At 41.6% G+C, this 18,733-nt stretch carries 20 protein-coding genes; 16 read left to right on the top strand and 4 right to left on the bottom strand.

Annotated elements, in window-relative coordinates; translation table 11 throughout:
- The first annotated feature begins 370 nt into the window (after positions 1-370).
- Complete coding sequence (hprK, locus tag BUB71_RS10080; protein WP_073154841.1) at positions 371-1,312, top strand: HPr(Ser) kinase/phosphatase; 942 nt, start codon at positions 371-373, stop codon at positions 1,310-1,312.
- Between the two features lie 27 nt (positions 1,313-1,339).
- Here the strand turns inward: hprK and BUB71_RS10075 are convergent, their stop codons facing one another.
- Positions 1,340-1,555, bottom strand: a complete 216-nt coding sequence (locus tag BUB71_RS10075; RefSeq protein WP_073154720.1) for a hypothetical protein — start codon at positions 1,553-1,555, stop codon at positions 1,340-1,342.
- Positions 1,556-1,797: 242 nt separating this feature from the next.
- On the opposite strand from BUB71_RS10075, the gene lgt reads away from it, so the two are divergent.
- Together lgt and BUB71_RS10065 are read left to right on the top strand one after the other, a co-directional pair.
- Entirely contained in the window at positions 1,798-2,736 is a 939-nt protein-coding gene (gene lgt / locus BUB71_RS10070) for a prolipoprotein diacylglyceryl transferase (protein WP_073154719.1), read from the top strand.
- Between the two features lie 3 nt (positions 2,737-2,739).
- Positions 2,740-3,225, top strand: coding sequence for an acyltransferase (locus tag BUB71_RS10065; RefSeq protein ID WP_073154718.1), 486 nt, complete (start codon positions 2,740-2,742; stop codon positions 3,223-3,225).
- Between the two features lie 41 nt (positions 3,226-3,266).
- Here BUB71_RS10065 and BUB71_RS10060 read toward each other — a convergent pair whose 3' ends face one another.
- Positions 3,267-4,361, bottom strand: a complete 1,095-nt coding sequence (locus BUB71_RS10060) for a quinone-dependent dihydroorotate dehydrogenase (protein ID WP_073154717.1) — start codon at positions 4,359-4,361, stop codon at positions 3,267-3,269.
- Positions 4,362-4,455: 94 nt separating this feature from the next.
- On the opposite strand from BUB71_RS10060, the gene BUB71_RS10055 reads away from it, so the two are divergent.
- The 9 genes from BUB71_RS10055 (at position 4,456) to hisIE (ending at position 11,667) form a co-directional block, all read left to right on the top strand.
- Positions 4,456-5,037 carry a non-canonical purine NTP pyrophosphatase gene (locus BUB71_RS10055; protein WP_073154716.1) on the top strand — a complete coding sequence of 194 codons (582 nt, stop codon included), beginning with the start codon at positions 4,456-4,458 and terminating at the stop codon, positions 5,035-5,037.
- A gap of 213 nt (positions 5,038-5,250) precedes the next feature.
- A complete protein-coding gene (gene hisZ, locus BUB71_RS10050) occupies positions 5,251-6,399 on the top strand; it encodes an ATP phosphoribosyltransferase regulatory subunit (protein WP_073154715.1) in 1,149 nt (382 codons plus the stop codon).
- A 6-nt stretch (positions 6,400-6,405) separates the two neighbouring features.
- The gene (hisG, locus tag BUB71_RS10045; protein ID WP_073154714.1) at positions 6,406-7,083 is read left to right on the top strand and encodes an ATP phosphoribosyltransferase; all 678 of its coding nucleotides are present in this window, start codon (positions 6,406-6,408) and stop codon (positions 7,081-7,083) included.
- A complete protein-coding gene (hisD, locus tag BUB71_RS10040) occupies positions 7,049-8,335 on the top strand; it encodes a histidinol dehydrogenase (RefSeq protein ID WP_073154840.1) in 1,287 nt (428 codons plus the stop codon). The genes hisG and hisD overlap by 35 nt, the downstream gene beginning before the upstream one ends.
- The gene (gene hisB / locus BUB71_RS10035) at positions 8,332-8,925 is read left to right on the top strand and encodes an imidazoleglycerol-phosphate dehydratase HisB (protein ID WP_073154713.1); all 594 of its coding nucleotides are present in this window, start codon (positions 8,332-8,334) and stop codon (positions 8,923-8,925) included. The genes hisD and hisB overlap by 4 nt, the downstream gene beginning before the upstream one ends.
- Positions 8,926-9,546, top strand: coding sequence for an imidazole glycerol phosphate synthase subunit HisH (hisH, locus tag BUB71_RS10030; RefSeq protein WP_073154712.1), 621 nt, complete (start codon positions 8,926-8,928; stop codon positions 9,544-9,546). It begins immediately after the preceding gene.
- Positions 9,543-10,289, top strand: coding sequence for a 1-(5-phosphoribosyl)-5-[(5-phosphoribosylamino)methylideneamino]imidazole-4-carboxamide isomerase (hisA, locus tag BUB71_RS10025; RefSeq protein ID WP_073154711.1), 747 nt, complete (start codon positions 9,543-9,545; stop codon positions 10,287-10,289). The genes hisH and hisA overlap by 4 nt, the downstream gene beginning before the upstream one ends.
- Positions 10,286-11,044 (top strand): imidazole glycerol phosphate synthase subunit HisF, encoded by a 759-nt coding sequence (gene hisF / locus BUB71_RS10020; protein ID WP_073154710.1) that lies wholly within the window; start codon positions 10,286-10,288, stop codon positions 11,042-11,044. Before hisA ends, hisF begins: the two co-directional genes overlap by 4 nt.
- Positions 11,041-11,667: a bifunctional phosphoribosyl-AMP cyclohydrolase/phosphoribosyl-ATP diphosphatase HisIE gene (gene hisIE, locus BUB71_RS10015; protein WP_073154709.1), complete on the top strand. Its 627-nt coding sequence runs from the start codon at positions 11,041-11,043 to the stop codon at positions 11,665-11,667. The genes hisF and hisIE overlap by 4 nt, the downstream gene beginning before the upstream one ends.
- A gap of 241 nt (positions 11,668-11,908) precedes the next feature.
- Here hisIE and BUB71_RS10010 read toward each other — a convergent pair whose 3' ends face one another.
- Positions 11,909-12,994 carry a sensor histidine kinase gene (locus tag BUB71_RS10010; RefSeq protein WP_073154708.1) on the bottom strand — a complete coding sequence of 362 codons (1,086 nt, stop codon included), beginning with the start codon at positions 12,992-12,994 and terminating at the stop codon, positions 11,909-11,911.
- Positions 12,991-13,668 (bottom strand): response regulator transcription factor, encoded by a 678-nt coding sequence (locus BUB71_RS10005; RefSeq protein WP_073154707.1) that lies wholly within the window; start codon positions 13,666-13,668, stop codon positions 12,991-12,993. The genes BUB71_RS10010 and BUB71_RS10005 overlap by 4 nt, the downstream gene beginning before the upstream one ends.
- A gap of 304 nt (positions 13,669-13,972) precedes the next feature.
- Here BUB71_RS10005 and BUB71_RS10000 point away from each other — a divergent pair, with 304 nt between their 5' ends.
- The 4 genes from BUB71_RS10000 to rapZ all read left to right on the top strand — a co-directional run bounded on the left by BUB71_RS10000 (position 13,973) and on the right by rapZ (position 18,728).
- On the top strand, positions 13,973-14,914 hold the full coding sequence (locus tag BUB71_RS10000) for a ribose-phosphate diphosphokinase (protein ID WP_073154706.1): 942 nt from the start codon (positions 13,973-13,975) through the stop codon (positions 14,912-14,914).
- A gap of 53 nt (positions 14,915-14,967) precedes the next feature.
- Entirely contained in the window at positions 14,968-16,668 is a 1,701-nt protein-coding gene (locus tag BUB71_RS09995) for a tetratricopeptide repeat protein (RefSeq protein WP_073154705.1), read from the top strand.
- A 177-nt stretch (positions 16,669-16,845) separates the two neighbouring features.
- A complete protein-coding gene (locus BUB71_RS09990; RefSeq protein ID WP_073154704.1) occupies positions 16,846-17,799 on the top strand; it encodes an ROK family protein in 954 nt (317 codons plus the stop codon).
- Between the two features lie 56 nt (positions 17,800-17,855).
- Entirely contained in the window at positions 17,856-18,728 is an 873-nt protein-coding gene (rapZ, locus tag BUB71_RS09985) for an RNase adapter RapZ (protein WP_139279058.1), read from the top strand.
- The last annotated feature ends 5 nt before the right edge of the window (positions 18,729-18,733 follow it).

The following is an 18,733-nucleotide window of genomic DNA, read 5'->3' as shown; positions in this document are numbered from 1 at the left end:
TTGCATATTAAGTGAGTAGAAAAAATCAGAATAATTTAGATCATAAAAGTATGTTGATTTGTAAGTAGTTTACCCTGTTTTTGTTTAAGATTTCAACAAAATTAGTTAATATGTCCCTAGTCTTGAAGAAAGGTGTGATATATACGTTTGTTTTCATGAAAATATTTATCGCTTTAAAAGTCGGGAAATCAAAGTGATCAACTTGTTTATGATAATTCGTTTTATCAAGGATTTCATATTAAAACTCCTTTCGTAAATGTTCAACTAAGTCAGATGGTTACCTTCATTCTATCTAACTTCATGTATGTTTCAAAGAGTAATGTACTTCACTATAATAGAAGAAATTGATGGAGAAGGGATACATCCAAAGATGAGTAAAAAAGTAACAGTGAAGGATTTGGTAAAAGAGTTTTCTTTAGAAGTGATGACGGATTGGAATCAGCTTCACCGTCCAATTGAAGTCAGTGATTTACATAGACCAGGTTTAGAAATGGCAGGTTTCTTTACCTATCATCCCGTGGAACGAATTCAGCTGTTGGGTAGGACAGAACTTACTTTTTTACAGGGGCTAGATGAACAGACACGTGCAAACCGACTGATGGAATTTTGTCATCCTGATATCCCTTGTATTATTATCACAAGGAAATTAGAAATTCCCCGCGAATTAATCAATGGGGCAAAAAAAAGCCGTGTTCCTGTTTTGCGAACTTCACAAGCGACTACTCGCTTTGGTAGCCGTGTTACAAATTATCTCGAATATAATCTAGCACCGTCTACAACGCTTCATGGTGTCTTGATTGATGTGTATGGTGTAGGTGTCTTATTGATGGGATCAAGTGGCATTGGAAAGAGCGAAACTGCTTTAGAATTAGTAAAAAGAGGGCATCGCCTGATTGCGGATGATGCGGTGGAGATTTACCAATACGATGAGAACTCATTGGTAGGAACCGCACCAAAGCTGATCCGCTATCTGTTAGAGATTCGTGGTGTTGGCATTATCAATGTTATGACACTGTTTGGCGCAGGTGCCGTTCGGGATCGAAAGCGTATTTCCTTAGTGATCCAGCTTGAAGCTTGGCAAGAACAGCAGCATTATGATCGACTCGGTTTAGATGAAGAGAATTATACAATTATTGAAACGGAGATCCCCAAGTTAACAATTCCTGTTCGACCGGGACGAAATCTTGCTGTAATCATTGAAGTAGCCGCAATGAATTTTAGATTAAAACGATTAGGTTTTCATGCAGCGCAGCAATTTGTACAACAATTAGGAAAAGCGATTGAAGACTCAGATGATTTTTCCGACGAATAAAAAACCACACTCCACGAGAGAGTGTAGTCATGATGATAGCCACCAAATCTCGCGGCCTGCACGGCTTGTCTTTGGCTTGGTCCAGTCTGGATGAAAGACAAATTGTACCAAGTCTCCTTGTAAACAACCGATTGTTTGACAGTAACCACGATTATCTCTGACAGTAACGGATTTTTTGCTGCCACATTCAACACAATCAAATGTATCTATTTGCTTATCTATATTCGGTTTTAATTGGAACATTCAACAAACTCCCTCATATTCGATAAAATCGGTCTCTTAGATGAGGATATATGAAATAATAAGTCCTTTTTTTAAAGAAATACAGCGTTTGCATAAAAATAATTAAAACATAATCATCTAAATGATAATATGCAGATTTTATCATTTTCTTTTTATTTTGTCAATTATCGGATCGATTTCTCTTTCGGCGTGTTTTGCGGTACTATGAAGGGGTTAGAGTTATTAAAGAAAGGAATTTGCATATGTTTGCGACTGTAATTAACCCTGTTGCGATCTCATTTGGCTGGGTTTCAATCCATTGGTATGGCATTATTATGGGATCTGCCGCTTTGATCGGTTTATGGCTAGCAACATGGGAAGCGAAAAGAAGAGGGATTGATAGCGAAATCGTTCTTGACTTGATGATTTGGTGTATTCCAGCTGCCATCATTGGCGCTAGACTTTATTACGTGATCTTTCAATGGGACTACTATTTTGCCCATCCAGCAGATATTATTGCCGTTTGGAAAGGCGGATTAGCAATACACGGTGGACTAATCGGGGCCTTTTTAGTTGGATATCTGTTTGTTCGTGTGAAGAAAATTCCATTTTTAATTTTGGCTGATTTAATTGCTCCTAGTATCCTTTTAGGACAAATGATTGGGCGTTGGGGTAACTTTATTAATCAAGAAGCGCATGGAGGACCTGTCAGCCGCTCTTTCTTACAGCATTTACATCTGCCCAATTGGATCATCGAGCAGATGAATATTCAAGGTACATACTTCCATCCAACATTTTTATATGAATCTATATGGAGCCTTGTTGGAGTCGCGCTTTTACTATTACTACGTTATTGGAATCCGCTGCGTGGTGAAGTCTTTTTTGCCTATCTTTTTTGGTACTCACTTGGTCGCTTTTTTATCGAAGGAATTCGCACAGATAGTTTAGCTTTCTATGGACCTAGCTGGTTGGAACATCTACTTAACTTCATCTGGTCGCCCATGCGCCTACTCTTTCAACCAGGTTTGCTTGAAGGAGGAAATATCCGAATTGCCCAGTTGGTAAGTTTTTGCTTAATCTTATTGGCGATTGTTTGTGTGGTTTGGCGACGTGTGAAGGGAGTTACTGAAAAATACCGTGATATGGATGCGATGCCTCGCCTGACAGTACCAACAAATGCACAACAAGTGGGAGAACAATAGTCAATGCGTCGGCTTGAAAGATTTTCTGTTCAAGGTAGTAACGCTTTGTGGCAAATTTACCAGACAGTATCATTTTTTAAAGTGTTAAAGAATACATGTATCATTTTATTAGGACGAATGATTCCTTGGATGGCGATGAAACGTTGGTTATATCGAGTTTTTTTACGAATGGAGATTGGAGAGCAGACAGCATTTGCCTTTATGGTGATGCTTGATCTACTCTATCCTGAACGGATTAAAATAGGGAAAAACACAATTATCGGGTATAATACAACAATTCTAACGCATGAATATTTAATTGATGAGTATCGCTTGGGGCATGTCGTAATTGGAGATCAAGTGATGATCGGCGCAAATACGACCATTTTGCCAGGCGTAACGATAGGTGATCATGCTGTCATTGGTGCGGGCACGGTAGTAAGTAAAGATGTTGAGCCTTATCAATTTGTAGTCGGCAACCCAATGCAAATTATAAAAAAGAAGGGGTAATATCGGACGCACAATCTGGGTCGGACACTTGTCCGACTATTTTATAATGAAGCAGAGTGTGCGTTACCGATTGCCTCTTCGATTGAGGATAAACCAGACTGATTCAAAATTTGGATCAACTCTCGGTTGATCTGTTTTACAATAGCTGGCCCCTGATAAATCATGCCTGTATATACCTGAATCAATGTTGCTCCAGCTGTAATCTTGTCAAATGCATCACGACCTGTGAAAATACCACCTACTCCGATGATCGGAATCGTACCTTTCAACTCTTGATATAAGGTCCGAATAAATGAGAGTGATCGTTGTGTCAATGGACGACCGCTTAAACCACCCGTTTGTTCTCGATGCATGGATTGTAGATGAGAACGCTCAATGGTGGTATTGGTAGCGATAATTCCATCGATCCCAACAAGTTTAGCAGTTGCTATAATATCGCTGAGTTGTTCATCGGTCAGATCAGGTGCTATTTTAACTAAAATAGGATGTTTGCTCCCATTTTCCACCGCTTGTTGATTACGCTTCATAATAATACGCTCTAATAGATCACGGAGAAACTCTACTTCTTGCAGATCGCGAAGACCTGCTGTATTAGGGGAACTAATATTGATGACAAAGTAGTCCCCATATGGATACAGGGTTTCCAAGCCTAATAGATAATCTTCAGCAGCCTGATCATTAGGGGTTGTTTTGTTTTTGCCTAGGTTAATACCAATGGGTACTCTTGGACGAGGCAATCGGATAAAAGATTGTTTTGCCGCCTCTGCTCCTTTGTTATTAAATCCCATCCTGTTGATTACAGCTTGGTCAACTGGAAGCCGGAAGATTCTTGGTCGCGGATTTCCTGATTGGGGACGAGGTGTTAAAGTCCCTACCTCAATATATCCAAAGCCAAGCGCGGCAAGAGCAGGATAAATTTCTGCGTGTTTATCAAAACCAGCAGCCATACCTACTGGATTTGGAAATGTAAGTCCCATACAGTGGGTCGTTAGACGTGGGTCCTGGACTTGGAAAAATCGTTCTAAGTTACGTCTTACCTCAGGGACTTGTTGAACGATTTTTAGCAAGTTTACCGTCAAATGATGCGCCATTTCAGCATCAACGCGAAAAAGTATTTTTCGAATGAGGGAGTACAATGTGCGACATCCTTTCCGTACAGCATCTTTATCGTAACGTAGGATATCATATTTTAAGAGGAAAATACATCTATCGAGGAGGCTGCTGTTACGATTGAAACTCTACTTTGCAACACAGAACAAAGGTAAACAGCAAGAAGTGAACAAAGTACTTCTTCCTTATGGGATCGAAGTGGTTCCATTGGAGATCGAACTAGAAGAAGCAATAACAGGAACCATTCGAACCATAGCTGAACAAAAGTTAGCACAAGCGGTTGCCATCGGAGTCGAGCCGATAATGGTTGAGGATTCAGGGCTTTTTCTCACTGCTTATCCTAAATTTCCAGGAATCCTTTCCAAACGGATATTTGAGCGAATTGGGTATCGCGGTTTCGAAAAGTTACTGGTGGGAGAAAAACGGACAGCTTGGTTTGAAGGAGTGATTGGGCTTGCTTTTCGTGGGAAAATGGCTTTTTTCCATGCTAAGACAGAAGGATCAATGGTTGATCCATTTCCACCACAGCCACAACCAGAACCAGGGTTACCTTTTGACCCGATCTTTATTCCTGATGGAGAGACCAAAGTTACACAACAATTAAGCATAGAACGGCAAATGTATCATTCCTATCGACGAAAAGCGTTGGAACAAATGATTCATTGGATGAAAGAAGTAAAAGATGATGAGAGTCTCTGCTAATGATTTTTTAAAGACAAACTGTTTTGGTAGTCCATCTCAAGTGATGGTTTGATCGACCCCATGTTATGGAGAAGGAAAAATTTTCGATACCATTATTTAGCTATGTTTGATTATAAGACAGTAGTAGTCAATGCTGTAAGGGAATGCTATAATGAGTGATACATTTTTGCTTTATCATATTAGCAAGTTAAAGTGTTTGAGGAGGTCAATGTATTGGTCAGACCACAATCATTTGAGAAACCAACGGGGTTTCGGGACTTTACCCCGCCTTTTGCGCGTAAAAAACGTTTGTTGGAAGAGCGGCTTCAACGACAATTTTCTAAGTGGGGATATCAGGAGATCCTTACGCCGACCTTAGAATTTTATGATACAGTGGGAAGTGCCAGTGCGGTCGCTGAACAACGGATGTTTAAATGTATGGATCGAGAAGGAAATACTCTTGTCTTAAAGCCTGATCAGACGGCACCCATTGCCCGTGTGGTCGCTTCTTTATTAAAAGAAGAACCATTGCCCATTCGGCTCAGCTACCATTCCTCCGTTTTTCGCGCACAGGAAAGCGAAACGGGACGAAAAGCAGAATTGCTTCAATCTGGTATTGAATTGATCGGATTAGCTGGACCGGAGGCAGATGTGGAAGTGATTCGGTTAGCGATGGAAGCGGTTCGTGCATGTGAGAGTACACCATTTCAGATTGCCATTGGTCATATTGGATTGCTCGATACTTGGTTAAAAGAACGGATTGAGCAAAATGAGCAAGTAATTGCTTTAAAGCAGGCATTGGAACAGCGAAACTTAGCGGGTTACCAGCAATATGTCGAGCAGTGGATTAATGACCAGAAATTAAAAGATGAATTGTTAGCACTTTTGCGGGTGCGAAAGCATCCACAAGAGAGTCCATTTTTTCAGGGAAGTTTGCAGACTGATCATCAGCATTTACTGGATGCCTGGGAACTTTTGATGGCGTTAGGTGAGGCAGAATCAATTGTCTTTGACCCCTCTCTCACGGGAAATGTGGGTTATTATACTGGAATTGTATTTGAAGCGTATGCCGCTGATAGTGGATTTCCTTTATTGAGTGGTGGTCGATATGATCAACTGTTATCTAGCTTTAAACGACCATTACCTGCTACTGGATTTGCGTTACAGTTGGATCGACTTCTTGAAGTATCATCGCTGCAAGAAGTAGAACCATCCTCGACTTGGGTTTACTATGAACAAGCATACAAGCAGAAAGCATTTTTGGTTGCACAAGAAATGCGAGAGCAAGGGAATGTAGTGATTTTAAAAAGAGTTGATTCTATTTTAGTAGATCAGGAGATCGATAGAGATGATCTGCATGTTATCTATATAGGAAAGGAGTGAGCGAGGATGGCGGTTGAACCTTTAACGATTGCTATGCCTAAAGGTAGAATCTTTGAAGAAGCGCTTGATTTAATGCGTCGTTCAGGTTTTGCCATTCCAGATGAATTTGCTTCAGACTCACGCAAATTAACGGTCACTTTGCCTGAAGCAGGATTGCAGTTTTTCCTGGCAAAACCAATGGATGTAGCCATCTATGTTGAATACGGTGTTGCCGATTTAGGCGTAGTTGGGAAAGATGTTTTGCTTGAAGAACAACGGGATGTCTATGAGTTGCTTGATTTACGAATCAGTCCATGTAAGATGGCTGTAGCTGGCTTGCCTAGTTGGAAGCCAGCTCCCAATCCTCGTGTGGCAACAAAATATCCGGTTATAGCAGAAAATTATTTTAAAAGCCGAGGGGAACAAGTAGAAGTCATTAAAATGAATGGCTCAATCGAGTTAGCGCCGATTGTCGGATTGGCTGACAGGATTGTTGATATTGTATCAACAGGTCAGACATTGCGTGAAAATGGACTTGTTGAATTAGAAGAAATCGTCTCTGTCACCTCTCGATTGATAGGGAATCGGGCAAGCTATCGGATGAAAAATACACAAATTCAAAAGCTATCTGATCGTCTAGCAGAAGTTGTGCAAGGGAGTGAAACAATTGATCCAAATCGTGAACGGAGCACAGTTGACAGTTAAGCGTGAACGTTCGATGGGAACAGCACGGGAGCGGCAGGTAGTTCGAGATATTATTGGGCAGGTGCAAAATGATGGTGATGCAGCCCTGTATCGATTCACAGAGCGATTTGATGGCGCCGATTTGTCTACATTCACTGTGCAGGAAGATGAATTTGCGCAGGCGATGCAGCAAGTAGAATCTGACTTTATTCAAGCTTTAGAAGAAGCTGGAAAGCGAATTCGAGCTTTTCACGAACGACAACGTCAAAATTCTTGGTTGATGCAAGAGGAGACAGGAACGCAGTTAGGACAGCTTATCCAGCCGTTGGAGCGTGTGGGTGTATATGTACCTGGAGGTAGGGCTGCATATCCATCTACTGTTCTCATGAATGTCATTCCAGCACAAGTTGCTGGTGTAAAGGAGATTGCGCTTGTCACTCCACCACAAGCAGATGGAACGATTGCTCCAACAGTACTTGTAGCAGCGAAGCAGCTAGGGATTTCTACCATCCATAAAGTAGGTGGTGCGCAAGCAATTGCTGCACTCGCTTATGGTACCGAGACGATCTCTCCTGTAGATAAAATTGTAGGTCCGGGAAATATCTTTGTTGCATTGGCAAAGGAACATGTTTATGGTCAGGTCGACATCGATAGTTTTGCTGGGCCAAGCGAAGTGGTGATCATAGCAGATGATAGTGCCAAGGCAAAATTTGTAGCTGCTGATTTGCTTTCACAAGCAGAACATGATCCGATGGCAGCTGCGATTTTGATCACACCTTCGACAGAATTAGCAGAGCAAGTAGCGAAAGAGGTAAATCGGCAGTTAAAAAAATTGCCTCGTGAAGAAATCGCCAAGGCATCCTTAAAGGACCAAGGCGCGATTGCGCTTGTCGAGAATCTAGATCAAGCTGCTCGTCTAGCTAATCAATTGGCGCCTGAGCATTTGGAATTAGCTGTGAATGATCCTTGGACTTGGTTGCCAAAGATAAAGAATGCCGGGGCAGTCTTTTTAGGACATTATAGTCCTGAAACTGTAGGAGACTATTATGCAGGACCTAATCATGTACTTCCCACAAGTGGTACAGCTCGCTTCTTCTCACCATTAGGTGTCGATAGTTTTATCAAACGAACCAATGTGATCGCCTATAGCCGTGAAGATTGCTTGCGTGATGCTGACCATGTGATCACACTTGCTGAAGCAGAGGGATTAAGAGGTCATGCTAACTCTTTGCGTGTACGAGTTGAAGAAGAGAAAGGGCGGGAATCAGAATGACCCAATCACGCGTTGCACGAATTCAGCGCAATACATTGGAAACAGAGATTGATCTTACATTAAATTTGGATGGTACGGGGAAAACAAAGCTTCATACAGGCGTTCCTTTTCTCGAGCATATGTTAGATTCTTTTGCAAAGCATGGGCAATTTGATCTAGATATAGATGCAAAAGGAGATATCGAGATCGATGACCATCATACAGTGGAGGATATTGCGATTTGCCTGGGACAGGCTTTTCAGCAATCTTTAGGGGCGAAAAGGGGGATTCGACGATTTGGCAATAGTTTTGTCCCAATGGATGATGCTCTTGGACAAGTCGTAGTCGATGTATCCAATCGCCCTCATTTGGAATATCGAGCGACTTTTCCTACCTTGCAAGTCGGGTCATTTGCTACAGAATTAGTAAGAGAATTCTTTTGGAAGTTTGCTTTAGAGTCGAGGATCAATCTTCATGCAGTCTTACACTATGGGCAAAACTCCCATCATATGATTGAATCGCTCTTTAAAGCGCTGGGAAGAGCCTTGGATGAAGCAACACAGATCGATCCGAGAATCGAAGGTGTACTTTCAGCAAAAGGAGTTTTATAAATGATTGCGATCATCGACTATGGGATGGGGAATTTATATAGCGTGAGCCAAGCGTTAGAGAAGATGGGGTTTTCCTGGGAAATCACAGCTGATCCAGAGCGCTTACAAGCTGCGGATGGTCTTATATTACCCGGAGTAGGCGCTTTTGGTAATGCGATGGAAGAGTTAGCAAAGCGTAATTTAATAGAATGGATCCGTAAAGAGGCACTGACAGGAAAACCATTGCTTGGTATTTGCCTAGGAATGCAATTATTGTTTACGAGTAGTAATGAACATGGGTTTTATCAAGGGCTTAATTTATTACCTGGACGTGTTGTTCCCTTCGTGACAGCAAATCCAATTCCGCATATGGGTTGGAGTTGGCTCCGCTTTCGCCAAATCCATCCGCTCTTTCAAAATTTAGAAGAGGATTATGTCTATTTTGTCCATTCTTTTCATGTGGAAGCAGATAACGAAAGCGATGTAATCGCAGATACTGACTATGATCAACCCGTGACAGCTGTGGTAGCTCGCAATCATATCTTTGGGATGCAATTTCATCCGGAGAAGAGCGGACAATTAGGTCGCAGACTATTGGCTCGATTTGCTCAGTTTGCTACAGAAGGGAAGTTTCAAGCATGAAGTTTACACTTTATCCCGCGATTGATATTCGCGGAGGGCGATGCGTTCGCCTAAAACAAGGAGATTACCAACAAGAGACGATCTATGCAGATGATCCAGTACAGGTAGCAGAGCGATTTGTGCAAGAAGGCGCAGAATGGATTCATGTCGTTGATTTGGATGGCGCGCGTGAAGGTGAATTAATCAATCTTCAGGTGATCCGTAATATGGTACAAGCAACTGGTATCCCGATTCAAGTAGGTGGGGGCGTTCGGGATATGGATCGATTAGAGCGCTTGTTATCGATTGGAGTTGACCGCATCATTATCGGATCAGCAGCTATTGATCATCCTGAGTTTGTGGCTCAAGCATTGCGAGCATATGGACGACGAATTGCCATCGGAATCGATGCCCGAGATGGAATGGTCGCAACACACGGCTGGTTAGATACATCAAAGATTTCAGCAGAGAAATGTGCGATTGAAATGGCGAACTTAGGGGCAGAAACATTTATTTTTACAGATATTGCTCGGGATGGTATGTTATCTGGAGTAAATGTGGAAGCTGTGGCAGCTCTTGCGAAGGCTTGCGGACGGGAAGTGATTGCTTCAGGCGGTGTTCGTTCATTAACAGATATCAAACAACTTGCATCCGTATCTACAGATGGTGTGGGTGGAGTCATTATCGGGAAGGCGCTTTATACCCATGCATTTCAACTTCTCGAAGCGCTCACAGTAGCACGGCAGGAGGTGACTGGGCGTTGACAACCAAACGGATTATCCCTTGTCTAGATGTGAAGGATGGTCGGGTCGTCAAAGGTGTCTCATTTGTAAATCTGCGCGATGCGGGTGATCCAATCGAACTAGCAGCTCTATATGATCAACAACGTGCAGATGAACTGGTGTTTCTCGATATTTCCGCTTCCCATGAAGGGCGGAAAACAATGGTGGAAATTGTTCGCCGGGCGGCTGCCGAGCTGACGATTCCCTTTACTGTTGGGGGCGGGATTAGTACGGTCGAAGATATGTTACGCATTCTTCATGCTGGAGCGGATAAAGTGTCACTCAATACGGCATCCTTGTTAAATCCTGAATTAATTACTGCTGGTGCTGTTCGTTTTGGAAATCAATGTATCGTGGTTGCAATTGATGCAAAGTATGATGAAGAGCGAGAAGATTGGTTTGTCTATACACATGGTGGGCGTCAACGAGTGGAAAAGACAGCAGTTGAATGGGCAAAAGAAGCTGTTCATCGTGGTGCAGGGGAAATTCTCTTAACCAGTATGGATCAAGATGGACAAAAAAATGGTTTTGATATTCGCTTAAATCAGCAAGTGACAGAAGCGGTGTCTGTTCCGGTGATTGCCTCGGGAGGAGCTGGAGATGAACAACATTTTGTTGATGTTTTTGCCCAAACCTCCGTATCGGCAGCACTTGCGGCATCGATTTTTCATTATCAAGAGGTTTCCATTGCCAGCGTGAAAGAATCTCTACGTGAGAAAGGATTTGAGATGCGATGAAAGTTGATCTAAATCCAAATGAAATGAAATTTGATGCAAAAGGTCTCATACCTGCAATTGTACAGGATGCAGAACAAGGCGATGTGTTAACACTTGCATATATGAATCGAGAATCGCTGGAGCGCACGATTGAAAGTGGTGAGACTTGGTTTTACAGCCGCTCTAGGCAAGAGCTTTGGCATAAAGGAGCGACATCAGGGAATCGACAACGTGTTGTTTCGATTCAGGCGGATTGTGACCAGGATGCGATTCTTGTTCGTGTTAGACCGCTAGGGCCTGCTTGTCATACTGGGAGTTATAGTTGTTTCCAATCATCAAGCGAACAGCAGGTGACGCAGACAACCATTTTACAGCAATTAGAAGCATTGATTGCGGAACGTGAGCAAGAGCGACCTGAGGGTGCTTACACGACCTATTTATTTGAACAAGGGCTTGATAAAATTCTAAAAAAAGTTGGCGAGGAATCATCCGAAGTAATTATTGCCGCTAAAAATCACTCTGCACATGAATTAAGTAATGAAGCAGCCGATTTGTTGTATCATCTTTTGGTACTGCTTAGACAACAACAACTTCCACTTGCAGATGTCTTGTCCGTCCTTGCCGAAAGACATCAAAATAAGTAAATGAAAACGATCTCTTGATTTTACGGTCAAGAGGCTGTATGCTATAAAGCGTAGGAATTTTTTCTAGCAATACCTAGCATTGAACAACTTTCCCAAAAATTTGTGAATCAATCCATCTCCATATGGCTGAGCGTATTCGGTCAGTCAATCAGGAGCGGAGCTTACTCATGTAAGCTCCGTTTTAATTTGTAGCCTTTTCATTAGCGACTGAAAGTGGACTGATTGCGAGCCTTTTCTAGGCCTATTTGCTACTAAGTTTTTCTAAATTTGGATGAGACTTATTGTTGTAAGGAAGTGTGACCACAAATGTGCTTCCTTGTTTGAGTTGACTTTGGACTTCGATTTTTCCTTGATGCAGTTCTATAATCTTCTTTACGATGGACAGACCAAGACCGCTTCCTGCCGTTTTGCGGTTGCGAGAACGATCTGCTTTGTAAAATCGTTCAAATATGTGAAATTGGTCTTCCCTGCTCATTCCGATGCCGCTATCCTGGATGATGACCTGAATTGAATCAACATTTGACTCTATTGAAATGTGTATGGTTCCATTGTTTGGTGTAAATTTGATGCTATTATGAATCAAGTTCATCCAGACTTGACTCATTAGGGTCTCATCTGCTGTGATCACTGTCTTAGGTAATGAAATGTTTATATCAAGCTGTTTAGCCAACCATTGTGGCTCACAGATCAGAATGACAGATTGAATTTGCTGATCCAATCGGTATCGATTCGGTTCAAACGGTGGCTCTGCAGATTCTAAAGAGGTTAGCTTTAATAGATTCTCACTAATATTGGAAAGACGTTTACTCTCAATCTCGATAATTTCTAAATATCGTTTTTGCTCTTGCGGAGGTAGGTTACCTTCCTTTAACTCTCTAGCAAATCCGCGAATCGAAGTAAGCGGGGATTGGATTTCATGGGATACGTTAGAGATAAATTCTTGACGCATGGTTTCCATATGGCCTAATCGCTGTGCCATATCGTTGATACTTTCAACCAATTTTATGAACATATGATTTTTGGTTTTGGGTAATTGAATATGAAAGTTGCCTTGGGCAATTTGTCTAATCGCATTTACAAAAAGATCAAGGCGATCTTTTTGTCTGTCCAACCCCAATCTGGAGATCAGGTAGATCACAAAGAAGAACAGGAAAAAACCTAACAGAGAATTGATTAATTGTCTGACCAGCTCATGTGGTTGAATTGCAAATAGATCATAGATATATGCGGTTATTTTGAAGGAGAGGGCCCATAATAAACTTAATGCTAAGAGTAAGCCAATTAATCCAATGGTTCTCTTGCCCAATTCTTTTACATCCCTTTTCATTGTTTTTCCTCCAAACGGTAACCAAGTCCACGTACCGTAGTAATCTTGAAACCGCTGTTCTCTTCAGGAAATCTGCTGCGCAATCGCTTGATATGGACATCGACTGTCCGTTCATCTCCTTCATAGTCATAACCCCAGATTTGTTCAATGAGTCGATCTCGTGGAAGTGTTTGATTTGGATAACTTGCAAGCATAAATAGTAACTCAAACTCTTTTAGGGGCAAAATTAAGTGATCTCCTGCAAGCTGGGCTTCATAGGTTTTGCGATTGAGCTGGATTTTACCAACTTGGATCACCTGCGAAAACACAATTTGGTATCGTTTGAGCAATGCCTTTACTCGAGCTACTAGCTCTGCCGTCTCAAAGGGCTTGGTAAGATAATCATCTGTTCCTAATTGAAAACCTTTTAGTTTTTGAGAAGTCTCTCCTTTTGCTGTTAACATCAATATAGGGAGAGTGGAGTCAAACTGCCGCAATTGACGACAAAGTTCCCAGCCATCCATGTTGGGCATCATAATATCTAGGACGACGAGGTCAGGCTTTACTGATTCAATCAAAGTTAAGGCTTCATATCCATCTGATGCCTCAAAGATATGAAAGCCCTCTCTATGTAAAACCAAGCTTGTTAATTCACGAATATATGAATCATCATCAACGATGAATATATTTGCCATATCTTTCACCTCTATTCAGTTTGAAGAGTATCGCACATTATTTGCTTATATAAAGGTTGCCCTAAAGTAAATCTCATTGAAAGTAGCTTTTTTGCCCTCTTATAGTTTTTAACAGGATTTTTAACATAGATTATAGGTTCCGTTGCTATTCCCTCCTTGTTTTATTGCTTTGTATGCTTGATTATAAGAACCATCTATGAACTGAATATGAACGCATCAGTTAAAAAGTTGGCTTGTCAAAGATGACTACGTTATAATGGTAGCGAAATGGGCAATTATTTTTTTCGATGAATAGGTGGTTGTAATGGATAGAAGAATGATTTTTTCAGGTACATCAAATCCAAAATTAGCAGAAGATATATCAAGATATTTAGATGTTCCCCTTGGTAGAGTGCGAATCAGTCGGTTTAAAAGCGGTGAGATATATGTACATTATGAGGAGAGCGTTCGTAATGCGGATGTCTTTTTAATACAGACACTTGGAGACCCTGTAAATGAGAATTTAATGGAGCTACTGATTATGGCGGATGCAGCTAGACGCGCTTCAGCAAAAAGCATAACAGCTGTTGTTCCATACTTTGCATATGCGAGACAGGAGAAGAAAGACGCTCCACGTGAACCGATTACAGCAAAGATGTTAGCCGATGTCCTGCAAGTTGCCGGAATTGATCGGGTAATAACAGTTGACCTTCATGCACCTGCAATTCAGGGCTTCTTTAATATCCCTGTAGATCATTTAACTGCGCTTGATTATATTACAGAATATTTAAAGAATAAGAGAATCCATAAACCAGTCATTGTTTCACCTGATGCAGGTAGAGCGAAGACTGCTGAAAAACTAGCAACCTATCTAGATGCGCCATTTGCTATTATGATGAAGAAGCGCCCCGGTCATAATAAAGCAAAGATTACGCATATTATCGGTGAGGTTGAAGATCATACACCGATTATCATTGAAGACATGATCGATACTGGTGGAACGATAGTGAGTGTAATCGAAGGATTAATTGAAAAAGGCGCTCATCCAGCATATATTTGTGCAACACATCCACTCTTTTCAAATGACGCATTTACAAAACTAAAGCATCCAGGCATACGTGAAATTGTTGTCACCGATTCGATTGCTTTACCAACTACAACAGATGATCATTATACAATTCTATCAATTGCACCACTGTTAGGTCAGGCAATTCGTATTGTAGATAACGGTGGTTCGATCAGTACATTATTCCGTGATGGTATGTAATCTTTTTCAAACCACCAGCCGATTGCATGGACTTTGCTGGGTGGAGGGGAAATATGAAAAAATCACCTTTCGGACAGAGTGATCAGGCTGAAAACGTCGTCCATTTGGAATTGGATGCCGGATTCTTCTTTGAACGCGCCGTTCGGTCGTTAGACAAGCATCAATATGGAAAAGCACTGCGTTATTTTCGACTCAGTGTTGAAAAAGAACCAGATAATCCGATTAATTATTGCAATCTAGCAGGTTTGCTCTCCGAGTTGGGCTATTATGAAGAGTCAAACGAGATTTTGCAGCAAGTGATTCATGAGGTAGCACCTGAAATGCATGAATGTCGGTTTTATCTGGCTAATAACTATGCCAATCTCCAAGAGTTCGAACGATCAGAAGAGTTTTTACTAGAATATCTACAAAATGAGCCTTATGGAGAGTATGCTGAAGATGCAGAGGAGCTTTTGTATATGATTGCGGCAGAGTTAGGACGTTCACCCCGTGATCCGAAAACCGCTACATTGATGCCTGCATATATGAAAGAGCACGAAGAAGCGCGTCGTCAGTTAGAAAATGGTCAGTTCCAAAAAGCTGTAGAACTTCTACAACCGATAGTAGAGGAGCATCCTGATTTTATCGCTGCTCAAAATAACCTTTCCTTAGCTTATTATTATTTAGGAGACTTTACTCGGGCTTTTGCAACCGTCAAAAAAGTCTTAGATCAAGACTCCGCTAATATCCATGCATTATGTAACTTGGCTATTTTCTCAGATGCTGTAGAAGAGACGGAAATGAGTCAAATGCTTACGAAAGTCTTGAAGAAGCTAATTCCATTGCATCCAGATTTGCTGTATAAGTTGGCTACTTCATTGGGGATTTTAGGTGAAGATCAAACGGCTTACCGATTATTTGATCGCTTTTTGCGCTTAGAAATGACCGCAGAAACCAACTTATATCATTATTTAGCTGTAGCGGCTTGGAATATTGGTCGTTTTCGTGAAGCTGCACGGTACTGGCGTCTAGGCTTAGAATTGGTTCCAGATTCTCAAGTATTTCGATACTATCTTGAACAAGCAGAGCGTTGGCAAGGGCGTGAAACAGAATTGGGTCGTTTAAGCTATTATTTTTATCTTCCATTCCAAGAAGTTTTCATGCGCCTTTCCTGGCATAAGCGAGTGAAAATAGAGTTAAATACGGTATTATTTGAATCAATGCTTTGGGCATTCTCACAGGGATCACAGTCATCGCGCTTACAGGTCGTACAAATTCTTGGGCACTTGGCAAATGATAAAAGTGAAGCCTTTTTGCGCCGCATTTTAGTGAAGCCTCATGAAGATGATGAACTAAAAAGAATGACACTGCTAGTACTACGACAGATGGGTACCAAGCCACCCTACATGATCTGGTTTCAGGGACAGCTACTGGAATTAGGTCTGGATGATCAAGGAGAGGCTACTCTGTCTACACAATTTGAAGTTTGGTCAAAAATACTCGAAAGTACTTTAGACGGAATGACGACGTATACGGATCGGCAGCGCGAAGATGTACAGTGGCTATGGGCAGGTTTTATCTGTCAGAAGGGTGGCAACTTGCCAAAAGTTCGCAGTTTTGGTGCTTGGTCAGCAGCTTTTGAGTATATGATAGGGCGTTATGATCATCTTGAATTGAGCCAAAGAAAGATTGCCGAGAAATATGGCGTTTCTCCATCAACTGTCTCTCATCATACAAAAGAGCTACTACCTATTATGGAGCAAGTATTGAAGTAAATAGGTTTGACTCTTGATCTGTACAAAGGTAGATTGCTTGAAATGAAGAATAATGGGTTTGTGCATTTGTCAAATATGTAAATTTATTCATTTTCAGCCACCATAAAATTGAGATAAAGCATGAAAGATGATATGTTAAGAACGTAATAGGATATTTGGGGAAGAGGTGGAAGACGCTTGACGAAGAGTTTTGTCGGAGTTGATTTGGGGGGAACATCGATGAAGATCGGTGTGACAGATTCTACAGGGAATTTATTGGCACAAACAGAAAAACCAACTATAGCTGAAGAAGGTGCAGAACGAACTATTCATCGTTTGAATGTTCATATTAAAGAACTTGTAGCATCAGCCGGTATCTCATGGGATGAAGTCTCGGGGATCGGGCTTGGACTCCCAGGATTTCTCGATTTAAAGCAAGGGATTGTCATCCATCTCACGAATCTCCATTGGGAGCAAGTGCCAATTTGCAAACAAATGGAATCATCATTAGATAAACCTGTGATCATGAATAACGATGCAAATGTGGCTGCATTGGGTGAGTCTTGGGTTGGCGCAGGTGTTGGTGTTGATGATCTTGTCTGTGTAACATTGGGCACAGGTGTTGGCGGTGGGATTATTGCGAATGGACAGTTAGTCTCAGGATTTCGTGGCTTTGCGGGTGAAATCGGGCATATTCAAGTTGATTCCCATGGTCAAGCTTGTAACTGTGGATGCAACGGATGTCTAGAAACGATTGCATCAGCTACTGGTATGGTGAATCAAGCAACATCGGCGATCCAGGCAGGCACCTCAACACTGTTAACGCAAGAGCCAACCATTACGCCAGCAGAAATTTTTGCAGCGGCTGCAAAAGGTGATGCGCTAGCGAAACAAATCATTCAACGCACAGTAGAGGCGCTTGCACAAGGATTTGCTCATCTCTCTGTCATCCTTAATCCGCAGCGTTTTGTGGTTGGTGGTGGCGTTTCTAACGCAGGTGAAGCTCTTTTTCAACCATTGCGCCAGGCATATAGGCAGATTGCGCAGCAACATTCCGCTAAAGATGTAGAGATTGTTCCAGCAAAGCTAGGGAATCAAGCAGGTATTATCGGGGCGGCAGGCTTAGTCGCTCTTTTCGAAGACCCATCATGATTAAATGAACGTTGCACGAGATTTCTTCTATATTGAGCAATAGGATGGGGAGAAAGATGATAAATAGAGAGTTTAACCTTGTTGTGATTACGGGAATGTCAGGTGCTGGAAAAACAGTTGCTATACAAAGCCTTGAAGATACAGGTTATTTTTGTATCGATAACTTACCACCATTACTATTACCAAAGTTTGCCGAACTCTTGGAGCAGGCTGAGAAAGGATTACAGAAGGTAGCGATTGTTGTGGATTTACGAGGTCGCGAATTTTTCGATACACTGATGGATTCGTTGAAAAGCCTTGAAGCAAATGCTGGTATTCGCCACCGTATTCTCTTTCTTGATGCAGATGATTTAACACTTGTTCGACGTTATAAGGAAACGAGACGCCGACACCCATTACAATTCCAAGGGACGCTTTTAGAGCGTATTCAACATGAGCGAAAATTACTCCTTGATGTAAGAGAGAAAGCAGAAGAAGTGATTGATACAAGCTCATTGAAACCATTGGAACTAAAACGACAGGTGACTGCTCTCTTTAGTAAAGATGAACCTTCATCCATGAGTATCAGTTTTCTTTCATTTGGCTTTAAGCATGGGATACCGATCGATGCTGATCTTGTCTTTGATGTTCGGTTTATCCCAAACCCTCATTACATTGATCAATTACGTCCTCAAACAGGCAAGGCCATTGATGTTTATGAATATGTAATGAAGTGGCAAGAAACACAACAATTTGTTCACAAATTAGAAGATCTATTCCGTTTTTTATTTCCTTATTATAAAAAAGAAGGAAAAACACAACTGGTGATTGCAATAGGATGTACTGGGGGGAAGCATCGTTCAGTCGCCCTTGCGGAATACTTTTATCGAGCCTTTAAAGAAGGAGAGCAAACTCAAGTGATTCATCGTGATATCGAGAAAGGCGGATAAATGAC

Source organism: Seinonella peptonophila (genome assembly GCF_900129355.1).
Taxonomy (GTDB): Bacteria; Bacillota; Bacilli; order Thermoactinomycetales; family Thermoactinomycetaceae; genus Seinonella; species Seinonella peptonophila.
This window is presented reverse-complemented; position numbering and strand designations above follow the sequence as displayed.

What these genes read in the sequence shown, in the direction of transcription:
- BUB71_RS10005 (WP_073154707.1), bottom strand. Translation starts at nt 13,668, where the DNA reads ATGGCAAATATATTCATCGTTGATGATGATTCATATATTCGTGAATTA.
- rapZ (WP_139279058.1), top strand. Translation starts at nt 17,856, where the DNA reads ATGATAAATAGAGAGTTTAACCTTGTTGTGATTACGGGAATGTCAGGT.
- BUB71_RS10000 (WP_073154706.1), top strand. Translation starts at nt 13,973, where the DNA reads ATGGATAGAAGAATGATTTTTTCAGGTACATCAAATCCAAAATTAGCA.
- BUB71_RS10075 (WP_073154720.1), bottom strand. Translation starts at nt 1,555, where the DNA reads ATGTTCCAATTAAAACCGAATATAGATAAGCAAATAGATACATTTGAT.
- lgt (WP_073154719.1), top strand. Translation starts at nt 1,798, where the DNA reads ATGTTTGCGACTGTAATTAACCCTGTTGCGATCTCATTTGGCTGGGTT.
- hisA (WP_073154711.1), top strand. Translation starts at nt 9,543, where the DNA reads ATGAAGTTTACACTTTATCCCGCGATTGATATTCGCGGAGGGCGATGC.
- BUB71_RS10065 (WP_073154718.1), top strand. Translation starts at nt 2,740, where the DNA reads ATGCGTCGGCTTGAAAGATTTTCTGTTCAAGGTAGTAACGCTTTGTGG.
- hisB (WP_073154713.1), top strand. Translation starts at nt 8,332, where the DNA reads ATGACCCAATCACGCGTTGCACGAATTCAGCGCAATACATTGGAAACA.
- BUB71_RS09995 (WP_073154705.1), top strand. Translation starts at nt 14,968, where the DNA reads ATGAAAAAATCACCTTTCGGACAGAGTGATCAGGCTGAAAACGTCGTC.
- hisH (WP_073154712.1), top strand. Translation starts at nt 8,926, where the DNA reads ATGATTGCGATCATCGACTATGGGATGGGGAATTTATATAGCGTGAGC.
- hprK (WP_073154841.1), top strand. Translation starts at nt 371, where the DNA reads ATGAGTAAAAAAGTAACAGTGAAGGATTTGGTAAAAGAGTTTTCTTTA.
- BUB71_RS10010 (WP_073154708.1), bottom strand. Translation starts at nt 12,994, where the DNA reads ATGAAAAGGGATGTAAAAGAATTGGGCAAGAGAACCATTGGATTAATT.
- hisG (WP_073154714.1), top strand. Translation starts at nt 6,406, where the DNA reads ATGGCGGTTGAACCTTTAACGATTGCTATGCCTAAAGGTAGAATCTTT.
- hisIE (WP_073154709.1), top strand. Translation starts at nt 11,041, where the DNA reads ATGAAAGTTGATCTAAATCCAAATGAAATGAAATTTGATGCAAAAGGT.